This is a genomic window from Psychrobacter sp. H8-1, from assembly GCF_904846575.1.
Taxonomy (GTDB): domain Bacteria; phylum Pseudomonadota; class Gammaproteobacteria; order Pseudomonadales; family Moraxellaceae; genus Psychrobacter; species Psychrobacter fulvigenes.
The window spans coordinates 2,546,361-2,563,714 of sequence record NZ_CAJHBG010000001.1; the positions used below are offsets into that span (position 1 = coordinate 2,546,361).

Genomic DNA, 17,354 nt, shown 5'->3' on the forward strand with positions numbered 1-17,354 from the left:
AAAAATCCGCCCCATCTTAATAAGAGAAAATCCGTTTTTTTACTTCTATCAATCTAAATAAGCGCCAAATTAGTAACCTTGCTCATTTAATTTTCGATAATAATTACAGCCTAACTGGTCTCCATTATCACAAGCTTTTCCATACCACTCTTTGGCATCAGCTTTGTTTTGACGGACGCCCCAACCTTCTTCATAAATTAATCCAATATAATTTAGAGCATTAGTATCTTTTTGCTTAGCTGCTTTTCTAAGCCAATAAAGTCCTTTACTGTAATCTTGTCGAACACCATCACCTTGATGATAAGAAATCCCGAGCATAGTTTGACCGCCTGCATATCCTTGCTCAGCAGATTTTTTATGCCAGTAAAACGCCCTTTCATAGTTCTGTCTAACGCCTAAACCGTTATAATACATTGAACCGAGAGCAGCTTGAGACATGGGATTACCACACTCTGCTATTTTTTTAGTGTTTTCAAAATCTGAAAATGGACTTGCTATCACTGATGATGTTACTCCAAACAGCAATGCCAATGTCATTGCCACAGTAATGAATATGCTTTTCAGTGATTGCATAGTTTTTACTTCTCTCTATTTATTTAAATGACTTCCAGTTATGAGTTGGTATCAGGCACAGTTAGCGACCCATGCTTGGAGATCGTGACCTTGTGGGTGCTCTAGCACGTGCAAGTTCTTGTTCTTTGGCTTTTATTACGGCTCTGGTTTGTTCAGCAATTTGCTTAATTCCTGCAATTCCGTCTGTATTCCCCTTTGCGAGCCTGTTATTTTCGCTTGTGACTGCTCTATTTTGCTCTGTACGTTCACTAATTCGCTCGACTCGCTCTCTATTTTTCTCGATTCGCTCTCTAATTCGCTCAATTCGCTCTCTAAATAGTCGGGCGGTGTTATTGTGCTCTGATACCTCTTCAACTGCTTATATTTTTTAAGCAATAAAGGTACTAGCCACCTCAGCCAACAAAGCCGCTGCAATTAAGATAAATATCACCCCGCAAGCGCGGTTTAGCCATGCTAAACGGTTGCCAATATCTAGCCATCCAGCCAACTGTTTACCACCAACGGTATAAATGATCTGCCAAATAGTTTCACTGAAAAACAGCCCTATAGTCAGTAAGATATACTGTGGCCATAGTGGCGCACTGAAATTGATAAACTTGGGGAAAAAGGCGGCGAAGAACAAGATGGCTTTCGGGTTAGATAATGACACCCAAACGCCAGTACGAAATAAAGTCACATTGCTCGGATATTCTCTGACTGCCGCACTCGATAGTGAGCGTGGCTTAGGCATATCAGCCGTATGCTGCATAGTGCTAGGATAGTCAGCAGCTACTTCGGCACCCATCTCTTGCGCATCACTCATTAAGCTACCGTCGCCTGCATCGCGCCATGATGCGACACCTAAATAGATTAAATATAACGCGCCAACCGTCTTAATAATATCCAACAGCCAAGGTGACTGACGGCTAATAACGTCAAGCCCAAGCAAGGTCGATAATAACAGGATGAAGAGCCCAAGGCTCAGACCTGCCAACGTCCATAATGTGCGCTTAACACCATAATTTAGCCCATATTGAAATGCTAGGAGCATATTGGGGCCTGGGGTCGCGGAAATAAAAAAAGTGCTGACAAAAAATACAGTAAACAGATGCCAAGACATCGACCAACCCCTACTTTGTTATTATTAGAAAACATTAACTGAACATTGCGATAGTACTAAAAAACAAACACCGCCATAAAGACGGTGTATTTTATAGCAATTTATATCAAAATCGAGTGGTTTAAGCGCTTACCGTGCAGCTATCTAGCAGCTTTTGCAAAAATCCATCACAGCGTTCAATCTCACTCAGCTTCACAAACTCATTGGCTTTGTGTGCCTGCTCAATGCTACCAGGCCCGCAGATAATCGTTGGAATGCCAGCATTGGTAAATTGCCCGCCTTCAGTGGCGTAAGCGACTTTATGACGCTCATCATCGCCTGTAAGCACGCTTATCAGATTTTGCAGCTCGCCATTGTCATTATCCGTCATCGCAGGCACGCTCTCTTGTTGCAGCAGTTCAATGCCAGTCTCTGGTGCGCGCGCTTGCATCTGTGCGCTTAGTTCAGCCACTTTAGCTTTGATAGGCGCAAGGATATCCTCTTGCGTCATATGTGGCAGATTGCGATAGTCAAAGGTAAACTCACAGAGATTGGGAACAATGTTGGTTGCTGTGCCACCTTGTATCGTACCCACTGACAGTGTCGAATAAGGCACATCGAACAAAGAGTCATTATCCTCTCGATGACTGATCTCTTCCGCCAACTCATCGACATAACCAATCAGACGACTGGCGTAGCTGATGGCATTGACACCCTGCGCAGTTAATGACGAATGCGCAGACTTGCCATGAACGCGGCAACGATAGACAGCGATGCCTTTATGAGCCACCACCATCGTCATATTAGTCGGCTCACCAACGATACAATAATCAGGCGCAATACCACGCGCCTTCAAGTCTGCTAATATCAGTGGCGCACCTAGGCAGCCAACCTCTTCATCAAATGATAACGCCAAATGCAGCGGACGACGAAGTTGGCCTGCATTAGACAGCTTTACCGCTTGCGGCAATAGCGTCAATGCACAAGCAATAAAGCCCTTCATATCACAAGACCCGCGTCCGTATAGCTTGTCGTCACGAATCGTGGCAGTGAACGGATCTGACGACCAGTCTTGGCCATCGACAGGCACCACATCGGTATGCCCAGATAGCACGAGACCGTGATTGACTTGATCAGCGTTTGCCCCTGCTGGCACAGTGACAAATAGATTGGCTTTATCTTTCGCTTCATTAAAGGTCAAATCAACGCTCAATCCCAATTGTTCACAGTACCCTTGCACCTCTTCAATCAATGCCAAATTTGAATAGCGACTGACGGTATCAAAGCCAATCAGACGCGTTAGCCAATCGATGCTTGTCATTGGATAAGCAGTATTTATAAGTTGACTGTCATTGTTATTTAAAACCATGGGATATCCTTATCATGATATAAGATAAAAACGCTAACCTTTTTGGAGCGAGCGCTGCTGCAGCGCTTTTATTTCTTCATCCAAGCCAGCAATAGGACCTGCGACTGGTATATTGGGCGCGACCTCTTGAATAGATAAGGTATTAATCGGTGAGTCTGATGTTACCCCAGCCTCCGCCATCCACTCACCCAGCTGTTTTGAGGAACTGACATAGACAATACGTCCCAGTCCTGCCCAAGCATGCGCCGCAGAGCACATCGCACAATGCTCACCTGATGTATAAACTACCGCTTTTGCACGCGCTTCAGCAGTCATGTTTTGTGCCGCCCACTTTGCGACAGCAATCTCAGGGTGATACGTTGCGTCGACCGTATTGGCGCGGTTACGGTCTTCCTGCAATACATTGCCATCACCATCGACCAACACGCTACCAAATGGCTTATCGCCCGCATCCAAAGCTTCGGCAGCAAGCTCAACGCAGCGGCGCAAATGGGTCATATCCTTGTCAGTAATCATCATAGTCGTCCTTTTATTATCTTACTCTTTATTACCTTATTCTATACTGTGTTGCAAACGACCTTCTAAATAAAGGCTTATGACGGGTTATGTTGGTTCATCACATCTACGACAGGTGGCATTGGTTTGAGTAGCTTACCCTCTGCTTGCAGCTCTTTAGTGGTTTTGGCACCCATTGGCAGACCTGCTATTAGCGCCAGCTCTTTTACTGGCTTGCGCTTGCGGGTGGCAAAACTGACTGGCACCATGCGCGCAAACTCATAAATATAAAGATAGGACTCTTCGCCGCCTTCATAATCCTCATCTTCTTCGAGACGAATAGCACCAATCTTTGCCAAGTCGCTCAGCATCTCGTTCTCTTCTGCAGTTAGACGGCAATCGCTAATCCCAAAACCCGTCATAAAGCCATTTGCCCACTGTTTCAGTGCCATTACACGCTCGTATAGATCATGTTCGTCATCAGGTACCAGTGGCGTGTAAGCATAGGCATCATCTTTATCTTTTAGCTGAAATACCGTATCTTCTGCTTCTTCAGTAAGCAAGGTCAATGCAGGCTCTGGCAATGGCGCAAAGCTGAGCTCCTCGAGCACTGTCGCCCAGCCCGCTTCATCAGGTGCATAACAAGCCGTCATCAGCCCTGTCATCAAGCCATGCAGCTCACTGATACTCACGTCATTCCATTGCTCAAAGGTAATACTCCACGTGTTCCAGCCAGAAATATTGTCATTCATAATATATATCCTATCGATTAATTAACGCCTAACGATGAGCGTCTACTGGTTATAAATAAGCATAGCCCTACATTGTTTGTAGCACCATGACTAATAAGGGTCAAAAATAGAGCGTAATACGCGCAATTACTTTGTTGATATAGATATTATGCGGTCACCTATGGCATTATTAAACGTAACGAAACAAATTCATCCACGTATTACTTGTTAAGGATAAAAACTGACTATGTATGATCAACTTAGAAGCTTAGAAAAAATGATACTCGACATCAAAAAACAGCATCAGCTTGTCAGTGCTGAACTTAGCAGCCTCAAACAAAAGCCCAATGCCGATCCAAAAGAGTTGGCTGCTCTCAAAACACAACTTGATAGCCGTAATACTGAATACGCTACAACAAAAAAACAACTGGCTGATCTTGATAAGCGCTATCAAAGCCTTGCCGAAGCGCATCATATGATCGGTGAAGAGCAAGACAAACTGCAAACACAATTGGGCGAGTTGCAACAACAAAACAGAGAGCTTCTACAGCAGAACAACGAACTTAAACAGCAAAATAGCGAGCTCAAACAACAAAATCACGATTTACAAGAAAAAAACCTATTGGCCGCAGAGCGCACCCAAGTAGTGTTAAAACGACTGACTCGCATCGACCAGATGGAAGGCTAACCGTAACTGTTGAGAGCTAAGCAACTATAAAGAGCAATCTCGAGAGCATAAAGCCAGTAAGCGCTGACGTAGCGTGTTGCTCCTGATTACGCATACCCACTTATACTAATTCAATGACATTATTTTGTAGGATTTCTCATGACTGATAACAATAGCAAGACCGCTGCAAATGATAAGCCACACTCTCAAAAAACCCAAAACTTGCCAGAGCAAACCAATAATGCTAAAAAAACACCTGTAGAAACAGCAGCCACTAAGGACGCAACTGCAAAAACAAGCGCCCCTGAACCACAAATGAAAAAGGTCGATATCGTCATCGCTGGGATAACGTATCAGATCTATTGCCCAGTGCATGAAGAAGCAGAGCTACGTTCAGCGGTATATTATATCAATAACTTTCTTCTCGATATCAAAAAAGGCGCACCGAGCTTAAGCCAAGAAAATCTACTGGTATTATGCTGCTTAAACCTTTATGAAAAGATTCATACCCAGACTAAAGCCAGTGATGATGCAGCACAAGCGTCCAAACAGGCGGAGATGCTCCTGAGCAAAATCATGAAAGACGCCCAGTCTGTCTTATAAGCGCCTATACGGCAGCCTACACTCCTGGCTGATAGCTTTTACCAGCGTGATAGTCTGCCTGATGCTCATAGTTACAAAAGAATAGCTCACCTTTGGGTGGGTTATTCTCACTAGCAGTCGCGGTAGAGATGGTTTCAAGCACACCGCGATATTCAGCAAGACTGTTGCCGCAAAAGTCGCAATGACGCGGGGTGGTCACATCACCTTCTTTAGGCATCATGCTTTGCGGTGGACGTGGATACATGAACTTATAAAACCCCCACATCGAGATCCAAATAATAACGATGACAATAATAGCAGCAGCCACGGCAACGCTCCTTTGATTAATCTTTTAGACGTGATATTTTTTGAGTAAAAATACGGCGATGACATAAAGTTTACGTAAACAATACTGATAGCACAATTGCTACACTGTTATTTATTAAGGCTTTTTAATCACTTATATAAATCAAAAAACTGGCTATCGCGTAGCCAGTTTTTTATTTTATGGTGTTTTATTGATAACAATAATACTCAACAGATATGCTTAAATTTGCAACTCACTGATATCAGCCACTGTTAAGAACAGCGCCCGCACTTGCTTAAGCAATACCAAACGGTTGTTTTTAAGCGCTGCATCTTCACTATTGACCATCACATCGTCAAAGAACTGCGTGAGCGGTGCATCTAAGCCAGCCAATGTTTGCAATACTTGCGTATAGTCAGCTTCTGCAAGCAGTGGCGTGACAGCCGTTTGCGCTTGGCGAACCGTCTCATACAGTGCTTGCTCTGCAGGCTCAGTCAACAAGGCTTCATCCACTTTATCAGCGACCGTCTCTTCAGACTTGGCTAAAATATTTGCCACACGCTTATTAGAATCAGCCAACTGCTCAGCTTGTGGCAGCTCGCTAAAGGTCTGTACCGCTCGAATACGCTGATCAAAATCAAGTGGCATATGTGGGTGAATTGCCTGCACTGCTTGAATGGTATCGACGCTGACGCCTTGCTCGGTATACATAGCGCGATAACGTGAATTTAAAAAGCCCATCACTTGCGTAAAGGTATCACCCATTTTAAGAGTCGTATTGCTGTTATCTACTGCAAGCTTTGAACCAATTTGATGATGATAGGCTTTGATCGCTTGCTCAACGAGCGCCACCAAATTAATGGGCAGCTCTTTTTCGATCAAAATACGCAAGATGCCAATTGCTGAACGGCGCAAGCTGAACGGATCTTTTGAACCAGTCGGCGCTTGGTCAATAGCAAAAATACCGACTAAGGTATCCAAGCGATCTGCTAATGCTAAGCAGATACCAATCGATGTTTGCGGTAATACGTCACCACTGAACTTTGGAAGATACTGCTCTTCCAAACTGGCAGCGACGGCTTCAGGCTCATCATTCAGGCGCGCATAATAGGTACCTGCAATACCTTGCAATTCAGGATACTCACCGACGAGTGAACTTGCCAAATCTGCTTTTGACAGCATGGCAGCACGTACCGTGTCATCGATATTAATTTCATGACCTTGCTGCTGCATTAAGGCTGCAATATAAGCAGCCAGCTTAGCAATACGCTCAGACTTTTCCCAAATCGTACCCAACTGATCTTGGAACACACGAGTTTTCAAGCTTTCTGTCAGCGCAAATAATGGCTGCTTTTGATCTTGTAAAAAGAAGAACTCAGCATCAGCCAAACGCGGACGCACGACCTTTTCGTTACCTTCGATAATCTGCTGAGGATCTTTTGATTCGATATTGGTGATAAAGATAAAGTAAGGCTGTAGCGTGCCAGCTTTATCTGTCAGACAAAAGTACTTCTGATCCGCTTGCATGGTTGAGATTAGCGCTTCTTGTGGTACTTGCAAAAAGCGCGCTTCAAAGTCCGCTCGTAGCGCAATTGGAAAGTCTACCAAGGCTGTGACTTCATCTAACAAACCCTGCGGCACGATGGCATCAGCATTGATTTCGTCGGCCAGTGCTTTGACTTGGTTTTTGATCAGCATCTGACGCTTATCAAAGTCCGCAACGACTTTTAGGCCGTCTAGCAGTGGCTCATAGTCATTGGCATGCTCGATGTTATAAAAGTCAGGACTGTGGAAACGGTGCCCACGTGTCTGCGTACCCGTTTGATGTCCTTGAATGGTGGCCTCGATAACTGCACTGTCCTGCATCAATACCGCCCACTGTACTGGGCGCACGAACTCATTGCGGCTCGCCCCTGAGCGCATACGCTTGGCAATTGGTAAATCATCAAGCGCGGTTTGAAAAATAGCGGGCAGCAGCTCAGTTGTCGCTTGACCATGAATGGTTTGCTCGTAGCCGACATAATCACCTTTATCGGTGTTAATGGTCGTAAGCTCGCTTGCTTCGATACCTAACCCTTTGGCAAAGCCCATTGCCGCGCGAGTAGGATTACCATCAGCGTCAAACGCTGCTTTAATCGCAGGGCCACGTTTTTGTTCTGTGCGGTCAGGCTGCTTGTCACTAATGCCTTGTATCTGAATAGCCAGACGACGCGGCGCGGCAAAGGCCTTCATGCTATCAAAGCTGATATCAGCCTCAGCCAACTGTTCGGTGACGCTTTTTTGTAGCGCATCACGCAATGGCTTTAGGCTCTTTGGAGGTAGCTCTTCACACCCCAGTTCAAATAGAATAGTACTCATGGGATGCTCCTATTTATCGTTGTTTTTTTGAGTGGATTTTGAGTTTTTAGCTGCCATGTCATTTTCTTCTTTTGGCAAATACTTATCGAGCGCCGCTTGGCGATGTGCCTCATCTGCCAGCGGGAAGCCAAGCTTGGCGCGTGCTTCTACATAACCAAACGCGACTTTGCGTGCCAGCGTGCGCACACGTAAAATAAAACGCTGACGCTCAGTCACCGAAATCGCACCGCGTGCATCTAATAAGTTAAAGGTATGTGAGGCTTTTAGCACCATCTCATAAGCAGGTAATGGCAAACCAGCGGCAACCAACTTATCTGCTTGCTGCTCATAAAAATCAAACATCTGACCCATCATCGGCACATCAGCGTGCTCGAAGTTATAGGTCGATTGCTCAACTTCGTTTTGATGAAACACATCGCCATAAGTGACACGGCCAAACTCGCCATCTGCCCAGACCAGATCATAGACGCTATCGACGCCTTGCACATACATGGCCAAACGCTCCAGACCGTATGTAATCTCGCCAGTTACTGGGAAACATTCAATGCCGCCCACTTGCTGGAAGTAAGTAAACTGCGTGACTTCCATACCGTTGAGCCAAATCTCCCAGCCCAGTCCCCACGCACCAAGCGTTGGCGACTCCCAGTTGTCTTCAACGAAACGCACATCATGCACCAAAGGATCAATACCAATGGCTTTTAGCGAGTCCAAATACAACTCTTGGATATTGGGCGGATTGGGCTTCAATACTACTTGGAACTGATAATAATGCTGCAAGCGGTTTGGGTTATCACCATAGCGGCCATCGGTTGGACGGCGTGACGGCTGAACGTAAGCCGCGTTCCAGCGCTCAGGACCTAATGAGCGCAAGAAAGTAGCGGTATGGAAAGTACCTGCTCCCACTTCCATGTCATAAGGCTGTAAGACCACACAGCCCTTATCTGCCCAGTAATTTTGTAGAGTTAAAATCAAGTCTTGAAAAGTCATTGGTTGAGAGTTTTTCACTTGGGATGTCATAGTTTGGATTGTCATAGTTTGGGGCATCGTCATAAAGCCACTGTGGAATGAGTATTATTAAATGAAACCTTAATAGGGTTCGCATGACCGATTTGGCAACGAATCTATTTGCCTGCCCACCTTACTAAAAAACGGCTATTTTATCCATATTTACAGCAACTAAATTTCTCTTGAGCGCAAAATATCGCAAAAACCAGAGAGGCATCAGTGTCAATAAATACTAAATCACAAAAACTCATCGCTTAGAGCAGGTTGTAACATATATATGATCAACATAGTCGATGCACTCTAAAAAGAACATAGCACTACTGGAATGAATTTTGCGTAGCCTCTGTGAATACAGCACGCAAGTAAAATTTATACCAGTAGTGCGTTTTAATTTATATAACAGTTTTATTTTCAACTGACTATAGCGCAAAAATCACAGGACAAAAAAATACCCAGATGGGTTAGCATCTGGGCAGGAGGAAAAGTGTATCGCTGCTATCCTGTTTTGGTCAGGCTTTTTACTTTTTGTGGACTACTATATTATCTTTAAGTGCTATTGATATGACTGACTGGTAGCTTTCGGCATCACAATCCATAAGATGATATAGATTAGTATTCCAGGTACTGCAGCGCTCAAGGAAGACACCACTACGAATAATAGACGCACCCACATCGGTGACCAACCTAAGTATTCTGCTATTCCGCCCATCACACCTGCAATCATACGGCTGTTCTGTGAGCGATGTAATTTTGCTAATTTAGCCAAATCTCATACCTCTCTTTTTTTGTCTTTTTAATATTTTAGTGCTATTTCAGACCTGCTTATTTATCAATATTTCTATCAGTTGTCTTTAGGTCTTATTAACTTATAAACGATTATAGCAAGCATTCAAATTTTATCTGTTGGCAGTGTAGGTGTGCTTTGTGACTTTATGCTACCTAAACTTGCACTAACCTGTCATAAACTGCGGTAACTCCCTGATTTTAAATAACTATTTCAAAATGTTTCAGAGATGACTTTGTTACGCTCTTCTTGCGCTAATTTTACGATGTAATTATTATTACTATGAACCGCCCCGACTATTTCATAACCAATCTTTGTGTCCAACCTCGTTGTTGATACGACATATGAGTGAAGTTAGTAAAATCATGAATATTTACAAGTGCTCACCATATTAAAGCTCACATTTACGATAACCTACCTGCAACGCTCAAAAAACCTTTGTATGATGTTACTAAAATTACTTCAAGCATCACCAATCGATGATAAATAACTGATAAATTTAACGAAAGACTTGAGCGTTCTGATAAAAAGCGCCAACCCATAAAATAAATTTTAGGAAATATTATGTACGATACTGGCTTAATGATTGGGCACTTCGAACCCCTACATCTAGGGCAAATGCGTAGTATCTTGGATGCGGCAGGACAAGCAAAGACCTTGCACATCGTCATCACCGTCCATCCTTCACCGCATTCAGACTTTACCATCACCCTACAAGACAAAGCTCGCTGGCTACAGATGGCTTGTGCTGATCTGCCTTTCATCCAGATTCATACCACTGATAAAGTCGAGCTGCCGCTACATGATAATTTTGATGACGTCACTATTGACGTGCCTGCTAGCAATGCCAAGTTGCAACGTCTAATTGAGGCATTAAACCTACCGACAGATACGGTATTATTCGTCGCGGACAACCATCCATTAGCCAACAGCAACGTCCAAGAGCAGTTGGCAATGACCGTACTGACTACGCCACTGCTGCCAGAGTTTGACTCTTATGCCATTGCTCGTGATCCAATTGCCCATTGGACAGCCATACACCCGCAAGCGCGCAGTGAGTATACTAAGACGATAGCCATAGTTGGCGGAGAAAGCTCTGGCAAGACGACCTTGGTGCATAAGCTGGCGAACTATTATGGCGCTACCTTTGCGCTAGAGATGGGGCGCTTGTATGTAGCAACAGATCTGGGCGGACGAGAGATTGGCTTGCAATATAGCGACTATGGACCGATTGCGCTCAATCATGCTCAGGCTATTCGAGAGGCTGCGGCTACCGCAACAGCGCCTGTTACGATTATCGATACCGACTTTGTGACCACACAAGCGTTTTGTGAAGAGTATGAGGGTCGCACACATCCGTTTGTGGCTGCCTGTATCGACGAGTTCCGTTTGGACCATACCATTATGCTCGATAACAATACGCCATGGGTCGATGATGGTATGCGCTCTTTGGGCACTCCTGATGCCCGTGGACGCTTTGAGCAGCGATTACTGGATATCTTTGCTCAGCATGAGATACAGCCCTATATGATTGATGCACCTGACTATGATGAGCGCTACAAGCAAGCATTGGTTATTATCGATGAGCTTATTTATGGTAAAAAAGCATAAAATAACAACAATAATAATTTAAGGAAAGAAACTTATGCGCATTCAGCTACTGGACAACATTACCGGAAAATGGGCGCTGCAATGGATTATTATCTGGTTCATTTGTGGGGTTTTGGCGCTATCAGCTGGATTTTGGCTCACGACTGAGCATACGACTCTTGATATGTTTTATCTGGGCGTGTCTTTCATTGGCTTAATTTGCGTGGTGTCACTATCGTTTCGCAAAAACGTCATGGGTAATGGTTTTGGGATGGCAGCGACTGCTGGCGAGGTCATCGTCCAAGGCACCGCCGGTGCAGTTGGTCTGATGCTTGCGCCTTTATTTAATTTTTTCACTCATGTTTACGGTATCTTTTATTGGTCCAAGCACACGGATTTAGACGGTGATATGGTGCCCAAATCAGCCAGTAAATGGGTCTGGCTAATTACCATCACCTTCATGATCATCGGTTTGGCACTGTTTCCAACGGTCAATGATTTACTTGCGAGCTACGGTTATGCCGTTGTAGAAGACGATAATAGTAAGTTTTTGGGACTCATCTCTTTTTTCTGGATTAACGTCATCGCCTTTGTACTCTCTATCACTGCCCAAGCGGCGATGATTTTGCGCTATTCTTTTAACTGGTGGTTATGGATTATCTCTAACTTCGTTTGGTTAACGGTAAATCTCATGTCAGGCAATTATATCTTTGCTATTCAAACCATGGTCTATCAGGTGAACTCTTTTGTCGGTCTTTATGAGTGGCATCGTAGTGAGCGCGACTCTGTAAAAGTGTTGGTCTAAGCTATACAGTTATAAAACAGCCTTATCTTGAGATAATACGCGATGGAATAAGAAGATAGTGACTAGGCGGTTTGCCAGATAAAATGGCAGTGTGCCTAGATTAGTGCTACAACTAATAGTACAGAACAGATTCACCCACTTACTAACAAGGAGGTTAGTATGTCTCGTACTTCTCAAAAGCGCATGTCCAAGCGCACGCTAGAACAATGGCTCAGTGAATATGCCGTTAGCCATCAAAATCTGATTAATAAAAGAATCCACTGGCTATGCGTCCCTACTATTTTTGTCAGTATTTTGGGTATGGGTATGTCTTTGTCCGTCTGGCTGACTCTTGTGCTTAGCGCATTGGTGCTATTATTTTATATACGACTTTCAACCCCGCTGTTTTTGGCAATGGGCATCTTCATCCTCATCTGTCTGGCAGTCATGACAGCCCTGCCTTGGGGTTTTAAGGTTTGGGCGAGTATATTTTTTGTGGCTTGGATTGGACAATTTATTGGTCATAAAATAGAAGGCAAAAAACCCTCATTCTTTGAGGATCTACAGTTTTTATTAATTGGTCCTGCATGGGTAGCAGATAGCTTGATGCGTGGTAAACGCAAACACCCCAGTACTAATAAGGCCAGTGCTAATTAAGTCTTACTGATAGAGGGTTAACTACTAAAGACTACTGTCTAATATCGTAAGCTCAAGTGAACTGACTGTTTCATGCTACTTAGTGATATTGATCGAACCTTCAAAATTAAGCCGTTAAAACAGATAAAAAGCGTCATTCAGCAATAGACTGAATGACGCTTTTATTGTTTCGTAGTTATAGAAAATAGCTATAGTTGATTCACTCTAAAAACGATACAGTGCTGCTGGGATAAATTTTGCGCAGCCTCTGTCGGCGTAGGCACAGCAAGCAAGTAAAATTTATACCAGTAGCACGTGGCTATTAATAATGTACCGATTTTATTTAGTACTGACTATATAATTACTCTAGTGTTTGTACGCCACCACCATTCACGAAAAGTGTCTGACCGCTCACCCACTCTGATATCGGTGAGGCAAAATACAGCATCGCGCCTGCGATATCGTCGGCTTCACCCAAACGCTTGATAGGGGTGCCAGATAGCATACGCTCCTCGATCTCTTGGGTTAGTACTGACTTTAGCGCATCCGTGCGAGTTGCCCCAGGACCGACGGCATTGATACGTACTTCAGGGCCGAAATCATGAGCTAAGTTTGCGACCATATGGTTTACCGCTGCTTTGGAAGCCGCATAGCCACTCATATTTGGACTCTTATTGATACTGGACATAGAAGTCGTAATAACGATAGAGCCATAACCCGATGCTTTCATATGCGGCACACATAGCTGACATAAGCGCCATGCACTGAATACGTTCAACTCAAAGTCACGACGGAAATCATCCACTGAGATTTTGAATGGGTTTTCACGACCGCCACCACCGCCGCCCGCATTATTGATCAATATATTAATACAACCAAACGTACTCATCGCTTGATCAACCATAGCGACCAAGTCATCGTCTTTTAAAATATTGCACTCAACTGCCAATGCCTTGACACCGAAGCTTTCGATCTCTTTAGCCGCTGCTTTTGCATCGTCCATATTAAGATCAGCAATGACTATATTTGCACCCGCTTGTGCAAGACGTAAAGCAGAGGCTTTACCGATGCCATTGGCACCACCAGTGATGATCGCCGTTTTACCTATTAGATCAAATAGCTCATTAAATTCTTTATGTTTAAACTGCTGCATATAAGCTCCTTATTCATTTATTTTTTTTGTTATGCAAACTTTATCATCAGTCTGCTCAGTATGCTTGTTTCAACCCAATACAATGTGACAAGTTAATTGGGTTTTGTAATTAAGGGCTTTGAGCTGCATGCTTATCAAATACTACCTAAGCTTCAGGCATAAAAAAAAGCCTCACTGTGAAGTGAGGCTTTTTAGAATTTGGAGCGGGAAAAGAGATTCGAACTCTCGACCCCAACCTTGGCAAGGTTATGCTCTACCACTGAGCTATTCCCGCTTATATCAATACGCAATCTGATTAACATCTACTACGTCTCGATAGGATGGCTATTTTAGCAACTATTCTGGCAGTGTCAATCCCTTTTTTTAACTTTCCCAAAAAATATCTCTATCCAAGACCGAAATCTATGACAAAAACAGCCATACACTATTGATTTCTATATGTATTCAATCAATTTGCGCGATGTTATTTTTATTGCAACTACAAGGTGATAATGCACTATTATTATATTGGCTCAGCAGGATTTACTTACAATCATACGTAGTATTGTTACTTTTGCTGCACTGGTTTTGTGAGGTTATCAGATTTATACTTGTAACCTGATTAATAGGATTCCATCATGACGCATAATTTCATGGTTATGCTGATGAACTAAAAAAACTAAGCACCTAGTACTGAGCATTTCATATTAGCTGATGAAACGCCTGATATTTATTATTATGTCTCATGACTTATTTTGTCCTTGATCGAGCAGTTGCACTTATATTTACTTTGTTAGATTTTACTCTTTGAATATATATGAGGATTATTATGAAAAAACTACTTACTACAACAGTGCTGGCAGCATCATTGTCAGCGCTGACTCTCACAGGTTGTAGCAGTACTACCAGTACTGGTGCCGTCGGCGTCGATCGTCAGCAGCTACTGCTTGTCTCTAGCGAACAAGTATTGCAGCTATCCGCGCAAAGCTATAATAAGAGTATTCAGGAAGCACGCGCCCGCGGTGTGCTAGATACCAACAAAGCTCAAGTCAATCGCTTGAAAAACATCTCTAACCGTCTCATTGGTCAAGTAGGTGTCTATCGTCCAGATGCAGCGCGTTGGCAGTGGGAAGTCCATACCATCAAGTCTGACCAGCTTAACGCCTTTGTCATGCCAGGCGGCAAGATTATGTTTTATACGGGTATCATCGAACGCCTTAATTTAACAGATGATGAAATCGCGGCAATCATGGGGCACGAAATGTCTCATGCGCTACGTGAGCATTCGCGCGAACGTCTCTCACGTGAATATGCAACCCAGACAGGCATTGGTGTTGCAGCCAGTATCTTTGGTTTTTCGCAAGGACAAGCAGAGCTTGCCAACCTAGCTGGTGACTTTGGACTTAGCCGTCCACACAGCCGTACTCAAGAGAGTGAAGCTGATCGAATCGGTCTTGAGCTGATGGCACGTGCAGGCTACAACCCGCAGGCTTCTATTACCTTATGGCAAAAAATGCAGCGTGCCAGCCAAGGCGAGCCACCACAGTTTTTGAGCACTCACCCAAGCAGCAGCAACCGTATCGCTGAGTTGCAAGCTCTAATGCCAAAGGTGATGCCTCTTTATCAAAAGTCGCGTCGTTAATTTTGCGCAGTTATGCCTAAAAGGTTATTTGCTAAAGTAGGATAGATAATAAGACAGAAAAGCAGAGTATGAGAAGTTGATCATGCTCTGCTTTTTTTTATGTATCTTTTATTATTAGGTCATATCCGTACTTTGCATTGTTTTGATGTACTTTCAGTCAGCTCGGCGTCTGCTATACTACTGACCATATATCATCTACCTCTTGTTAAATATCATTTAATTTAGGTGTTACCCTAAAAAGGATCATTATGACTACTTCCGCTTCTACCCCTACTGCTGCCGCATTACATAATGCGCTACAAGCCCTACAGCCGCAGCATATTGACCTCGTCAATGAATCAATGGATCATGCTGGTTACTTTGAAGGTAAAGAAAGCCACTTTAAGCTGACTATCGTGAGTGAAGCATTTACTGGCAAACGCTTAGTCGCCCGTCATCAGCTTATCTATGAGCTTGTGACAGAGTTATTAACGGCTCAAGGCGGCAGTGTACATGCGCTGGCTATCCATGCTTATACGCCGCAAGAGTGGCAAGGACAAAGCCCTGACAGCCCACTCTGTGCTGGTCAAAATAAAGCGTAACTTGACTATAGTTAGACGCCCGTACTTAAGCGCTAATACTTAAGCGATAGCACTTAAGCAACAATAATTAGGCGAATCTTTGCAAATTGCGACTGTATAAGGAACGATATTTAATGAAACACTTACATATGCTGATGGCGGTACTGATCATTGTACTTTTTTTATATCAAAGCTATCTGGTATTGAGCTCAAATAGTCGAGCGCCACGCGTAGTCAAAATTTCTACCCACATCGTTTATGCGCTCATTATTCTTTCTGGGGCGGGGATTCTCATGCAGCTGATGAGTGCCAATGCCCCTGTCCAATGGGTGTTTGCCAAAATAATTTTGCTGGTTGCTGCTATCAGTGCCAGTATGAAAGCTTTTAATAACCATGCAACGCCTGCACAAAGTAAAGCGGGTATTCTGATCGCAAGCTTGGCTTATGCTGGCATCTTGATACTAGCGATTGCCAAGCCTGATAACTTGTTTTGAGGTTAGGGCGTGAAACTGTGTTTTTGGTATCGCAGCCAGCTTATTTTTGCTATCTTAAAGTATCGTACTTTAGCTTTACGGAGTCATTATGAAAATATTTACTGCAGCGACATTACTAGCAGCAACTGGCCTATTAGGTCTTTCTGGTTGCGCCTCTACTGGTAATATCACGCCGCAATATGTGCCACCAAGTAACTATCAAGGCTATGACTGCCAGACGCTGAGTCAAGAATACAATCGCGTCAATCGCTATGTTGAAGCCGCGCGTAATGAGCAGTCCTCACTATCGACCTCTGGCGTCGGCATTGGTGTTTCGGCAGGGCGCTGGGGTATCTCCCCTAATATCAGCTTTGGTGTTGGCAAAAGCAATAACACTAAAGCTCGTGACGCCAAGCTCTCACGCTTGTACGGTGAGCGCGATGCCATCATCCAATCCGCACGCGTTAAGCGTTGCAGCTTTGCCAATGGCATCAAAATCTATGGTGAGTAAAGCACTCTACATATGCCAAATTAAGTAGCAAAAAAGAGTTTTGATTAGGGTCTGTTGAACATTCAAATGTGGTACTG

General features: G+C 43.9%; 19 protein-coding genes and 1 tRNA gene. 9 read left to right on the forward strand and 11 right to left on the reverse strand.

Annotated elements, in window-relative coordinates:
* Positions 1 to 69 precede the first annotated feature (69 nt).
* The 5 genes from JMY01_RS10460 to JMY01_RS10480 all read right to left on the reverse strand — a co-directional run bounded on the left by JMY01_RS10460 (position 70) and on the right by JMY01_RS10480 (position 4,267).
* A complete protein-coding gene (locus tag JMY01_RS10460) occupies positions 70 to 573 on the reverse strand; it encodes a tetratricopeptide repeat protein (protein ID WP_201575582.1) in 504 nt (167 codons plus the stop codon).
* Between the two features lie 367 nt (positions 574 to 940).
* Entirely contained in the window at positions 941 to 1,672 is a 732-nt protein-coding gene (locus tag JMY01_RS10465; protein WP_201575583.1) for a LysE family translocator, read from the reverse strand.
* Between the two features lie 121 nt (positions 1,673 to 1,793).
* Positions 1,794 to 3,020 carry an acetylornithine deacetylase gene (gene argE, locus JMY01_RS10470; RefSeq protein WP_201575584.1) on the reverse strand — a complete coding sequence of 409 codons (1,227 nt, stop codon included), beginning with the start codon at positions 3,018 to 3,020 and terminating at the stop codon, positions 1,794 to 1,796.
* A 33-nt stretch (positions 3,021 to 3,053) separates the two neighbouring features.
* Positions 3,054 to 3,539, reverse strand: coding sequence for a nucleoside deaminase (locus JMY01_RS10475; RefSeq protein WP_265089872.1), 486 nt, complete (start codon positions 3,537 to 3,539; stop codon positions 3,054 to 3,056).
* Between the two features lie 74 nt (positions 3,540 to 3,613).
* Positions 3,614 to 4,267 (reverse strand): UPF0149 family protein, encoded by a 654-nt coding sequence (locus JMY01_RS10480; protein WP_201575585.1) that lies wholly within the window; start codon positions 4,265 to 4,267, stop codon positions 3,614 to 3,616.
* Between the two features lie 226 nt (positions 4,268 to 4,493).
* Between JMY01_RS10480 and JMY01_RS10485 the strand changes: the two genes are divergently transcribed.
* Both JMY01_RS10485 and JMY01_RS10490 read left to right on the forward strand, forming a co-directional pair.
* Complete coding sequence (locus JMY01_RS10485; protein ID WP_201575586.1) at positions 4,494 to 4,934, forward strand: hypothetical protein; 441 nt, start codon at positions 4,494 to 4,496, stop codon at positions 4,932 to 4,934.
* Between the two features lie 138 nt (positions 4,935 to 5,072).
* Positions 5,073 to 5,516 (forward strand): cell division protein ZapA, encoded by a 444-nt coding sequence (locus JMY01_RS10490; RefSeq protein WP_201575588.1) that lies wholly within the window; start codon positions 5,073 to 5,075, stop codon positions 5,514 to 5,516.
* Between the two features lie 16 nt (positions 5,517 to 5,532).
* Here the strand turns inward: JMY01_RS10490 and JMY01_RS10495 are convergent, their stop codons facing one another.
* From JMY01_RS10495 to JMY01_RS10510, 4 genes are all read right to left on the reverse strand, one after another.
* Positions 5,533 to 5,823, reverse strand: coding sequence for a hypothetical protein (locus tag JMY01_RS10495; RefSeq protein ID WP_201575590.1), 291 nt, complete (start codon positions 5,821 to 5,823; stop codon positions 5,533 to 5,535).
* A 219-nt stretch (positions 5,824 to 6,042) separates the two neighbouring features.
* Positions 6,043 to 8,160: a glycine--tRNA ligase subunit beta gene (gene glyS, locus JMY01_RS10500; RefSeq protein WP_201575592.1), complete on the reverse strand. Its 2,118-nt coding sequence runs from the start codon at positions 8,158 to 8,160 to the stop codon at positions 6,043 to 6,045.
* Between the two features lie 9 nt (positions 8,161 to 8,169).
* Complete coding sequence (gene glyQ, locus JMY01_RS10505; protein ID WP_374220373.1) at positions 8,170 to 9,147, reverse strand: glycine--tRNA ligase subunit alpha; 978 nt, start codon at positions 9,145 to 9,147, stop codon at positions 8,170 to 8,172.
* A 571-nt stretch (positions 9,148 to 9,718) separates the two neighbouring features.
* The gene (locus tag JMY01_RS10510) at positions 9,719 to 9,931 is read right to left on the reverse strand and encodes a PspC domain-containing protein (RefSeq protein ID WP_201575595.1); all 213 of its coding nucleotides are present in this window, start codon (positions 9,929 to 9,931) and stop codon (positions 9,719 to 9,721) included.
* A gap of 582 nt (positions 9,932 to 10,513) precedes the next feature.
* Here JMY01_RS10510 and nadR point away from each other — a divergent pair.
* From nadR to JMY01_RS10525, 3 genes are all read left to right on the forward strand, one after another.
* Positions 10,514 to 11,560 (forward strand): multifunctional transcriptional regulator/nicotinamide-nucleotide adenylyltransferase/ribosylnicotinamide kinase NadR, encoded by a 1,047-nt coding sequence (gene nadR, locus JMY01_RS10515; protein WP_201575597.1) that lies wholly within the window; start codon positions 10,514 to 10,516, stop codon positions 11,558 to 11,560.
* Positions 11,561 to 11,594: 34 nt separating this feature from the next.
* On the forward strand, positions 11,595 to 12,344 hold the full coding sequence (pnuC, locus tag JMY01_RS10520) for a nicotinamide riboside transporter PnuC (RefSeq protein ID WP_201575598.1): 750 nt from the start codon (positions 11,595 to 11,597) through the stop codon (positions 12,342 to 12,344).
* A gap of 159 nt (positions 12,345 to 12,503) precedes the next feature.
* Positions 12,504 to 12,980, forward strand: a complete 477-nt coding sequence (locus JMY01_RS10525; RefSeq protein WP_201575599.1) for a DUF962 domain-containing protein — start codon at positions 12,504 to 12,506, stop codon at positions 12,978 to 12,980.
* Between the two features lie 340 nt (positions 12,981 to 13,320).
* Here JMY01_RS10525 and JMY01_RS10530 read toward each other — a convergent pair whose 3' ends face one another.
* Both JMY01_RS10530 and JMY01_RS10535 read right to left on the reverse strand, forming a co-directional pair.
* Complete coding sequence (locus JMY01_RS10530; protein WP_201575600.1) at positions 13,321 to 14,112, reverse strand: glucose 1-dehydrogenase; 792 nt, start codon at positions 14,110 to 14,112, stop codon at positions 13,321 to 13,323.
* Between the two features lie 199 nt (positions 14,113 to 14,311).
* Positions 14,312 to 14,386, reverse strand: a tRNA-Gly gene (locus tag JMY01_RS10535).
* Between the two features lie 534 nt (positions 14,387 to 14,920).
* Here JMY01_RS10535 and JMY01_RS10540 point away from each other — a divergent pair.
* From JMY01_RS10540 to JMY01_RS10555, 4 genes are all read left to right on the forward strand, one after another.
* The gene (locus JMY01_RS10540; RefSeq protein WP_201575601.1) at positions 14,921 to 15,733 is read left to right on the forward strand and encodes a M48 family metallopeptidase; all 813 of its coding nucleotides are present in this window, start codon (positions 14,921 to 14,923) and stop codon (positions 15,731 to 15,733) included.
* 248 nt (positions 15,734 to 15,981) lie between these two features.
* Positions 15,982 to 16,314, forward strand: coding sequence for a BolA family transcriptional regulator (locus JMY01_RS10545; RefSeq protein WP_201575602.1), 333 nt, complete (start codon positions 15,982 to 15,984; stop codon positions 16,312 to 16,314).
* A 113-nt stretch (positions 16,315 to 16,427) separates the two neighbouring features.
* Positions 16,428 to 16,787: a SirB2 family protein gene (locus JMY01_RS10550; protein WP_201575604.1), complete on the forward strand. Its 360-nt coding sequence runs from the start codon at positions 16,428 to 16,430 to the stop codon at positions 16,785 to 16,787.
* An 88-nt stretch (positions 16,788 to 16,875) separates the two neighbouring features.
* Complete coding sequence (locus JMY01_RS10555) at positions 16,876 to 17,277, forward strand: hypothetical protein (RefSeq protein WP_201575606.1); 402 nt, start codon at positions 16,876 to 16,878, stop codon at positions 17,275 to 17,277.
* Positions 17,278 to 17,354: the final 77 nt, after the last annotated feature.

What these genes read in the sequence shown, in the direction of transcription:
- JMY01_RS10460 (WP_201575582.1), bottom strand. Translation starts at nt 573, where the DNA reads ATGCAATCACTGAAAAGCATATTCATTACTGTGGCAATGACATTGGCA.
- JMY01_RS10465 (WP_201575583.1), bottom strand. Translation starts at nt 1,672, where the DNA reads ATGTCTTGGCATCTGTTTACTGTATTTTTTGTCAGCACTTTTTTTATT.
- argE (WP_201575584.1), bottom strand. Translation starts at nt 3,020, where the DNA reads ATGGTTTTAAATAACAATGACAGTCAACTTATAAATACTGCTTATCCA.
- JMY01_RS10475 (WP_265089872.1), bottom strand. Translation starts at nt 3,539, where the DNA reads ATGATGATTACTGACAAGGATATGACCCATTTGCGCCGCTGCGTTGAG.
- JMY01_RS10480 (WP_201575585.1), bottom strand. Translation starts at nt 4,267, where the DNA reads ATGAATGACAATATTTCTGGCTGGAACACGTGGAGTATTACCTTTGAG.
- JMY01_RS10485 (WP_201575586.1), top strand. Translation starts at nt 4,494, where the DNA reads ATGTATGATCAACTTAGAAGCTTAGAAAAAATGATACTCGACATCAAA.
- JMY01_RS10490 (WP_201575588.1), top strand. Translation starts at nt 5,073, where the DNA reads ATGACTGATAACAATAGCAAGACCGCTGCAAATGATAAGCCACACTCT.
- glyS (WP_201575592.1), bottom strand. Translation starts at nt 8,160, where the DNA reads ATGAGTACTATTCTATTTGAACTGGGGTGTGAAGAGCTACCTCCAAAG.
- glyQ (WP_374220373.1), bottom strand. Translation starts at nt 9,147, where the DNA reads ATGACTTTTCAAGACTTGATTTTAACTCTACAAAATTACTGGGCAGAT.
- nadR (WP_201575597.1), top strand. Translation starts at nt 10,514, where the DNA reads ATGTACGATACTGGCTTAATGATTGGGCACTTCGAACCCCTACATCTA.
- pnuC (WP_201575598.1), top strand. Translation starts at nt 11,595, where the DNA reads ATGCGCATTCAGCTACTGGACAACATTACCGGAAAATGGGCGCTGCAA.
- JMY01_RS10525 (WP_201575599.1), top strand. Translation starts at nt 12,504, where the DNA reads ATGTCTCGTACTTCTCAAAAGCGCATGTCCAAGCGCACGCTAGAACAA.
- JMY01_RS10530 (WP_201575600.1), bottom strand. Translation starts at nt 14,112, where the DNA reads ATGCAGCAGTTTAAACATAAAGAATTTAATGAGCTATTTGATCTAATA.
- JMY01_RS10540 (WP_201575601.1), top strand. Translation starts at nt 14,921, where the DNA reads ATGAAAAAACTACTTACTACAACAGTGCTGGCAGCATCATTGTCAGCG.
- JMY01_RS10545 (WP_201575602.1), top strand. Translation starts at nt 15,982, where the DNA reads ATGACTACTTCCGCTTCTACCCCTACTGCTGCCGCATTACATAATGCG.
- JMY01_RS10550 (WP_201575604.1), top strand. Translation starts at nt 16,428, where the DNA reads ATGAAACACTTACATATGCTGATGGCGGTACTGATCATTGTACTTTTT.
- JMY01_RS10555 (WP_201575606.1), top strand. Translation starts at nt 16,876, where the DNA reads ATGAAAATATTTACTGCAGCGACATTACTAGCAGCAACTGGCCTATTA.